Here is a 610-nt window from a genome sequence, read left to right as displayed (position 1 = left end):
TCGCTTAACCTCACAACCCGAAGATGTTTCACTTCTGATTGCGAAAATTTGAGAGACTCGAACACACATAACATGTGTGTCGTTTCAATTTTCAGCTTGATCCAGATTTTTAAAGAGCAAAACTTCGCAGTGCACCTTTTCAGGTTCACTCTGAAGTTTTCTTGTGTTCGCAGTAAAAGATGGTGGAGCTATGCGGGATCGAACCGCAGACCTCCTGCGTGCAAAGCAGGCGCTCTCCCAGCTGAGCTATAGCCCCATCGTTTGCCAACCTCTGTACCGGTAATTTTTGTTGAGGCAAGGCGTGGTGACACGAAGCATACTTAGGTATGTGAGTGTCGCCGCAACGCAGCATCAGCAAAAATTTGGTAGGCCTGAGTGGACTTGAACCACCGACCTCACCCTTATCAGGGGTGCGCTCTAACCACCTGAGCTACAAGCCTGTAGAGGTTTTTACTGCTGTTTTTCATCAGACAATCTGTGTGAGCACTGCAAAGGCAGGTTCTTTAAGGTAAGGAGGTGATCCAACCGCAGGTTCCCCTACGGTTACCTTGTTACGACTTCACCCCAGTCATGAATCACAAAGTGGTAAGCGCCCTCCCGAAGGTTAAGC

2 tRNA genes and 1 rRNA gene are annotated in these 610 nt (G+C 48.5%); all 3 read right to left on the bottom strand.

Annotated features, from left to right (window positions below):
* Positions 1–180: 180 nt before the first annotated feature.
* Positions 181–256, bottom strand: a tRNA-Ala gene (locus tag ACJBF3_RS26140).
* Between the two features lie 107 nt (positions 257–363).
* Positions 364–440 (bottom strand) — tRNA-Ile (locus tag ACJBF3_RS26135).
* A 69-nt stretch (positions 441–509) separates the two neighbouring features.
* Positions 510–610: ribosomal RNA gene (locus tag ACJBF3_RS26130) — 16S ribosomal RNA — on the bottom strand; the annotation flags it as partial.

It is taken from the genome of Enterobacter sp. PP-008-ECC_S150 (assembly GCF_045257065.1).
GTDB lineage: Bacteria > Pseudomonadota > Gammaproteobacteria > Enterobacterales > Enterobacteriaceae > Enterobacter > Enterobacter chengduensis.
The sequence above is the reverse complement of the archived record's forward strand: the minus strand, read 5'-3'. Positions and strand labels throughout refer to the sequence as shown.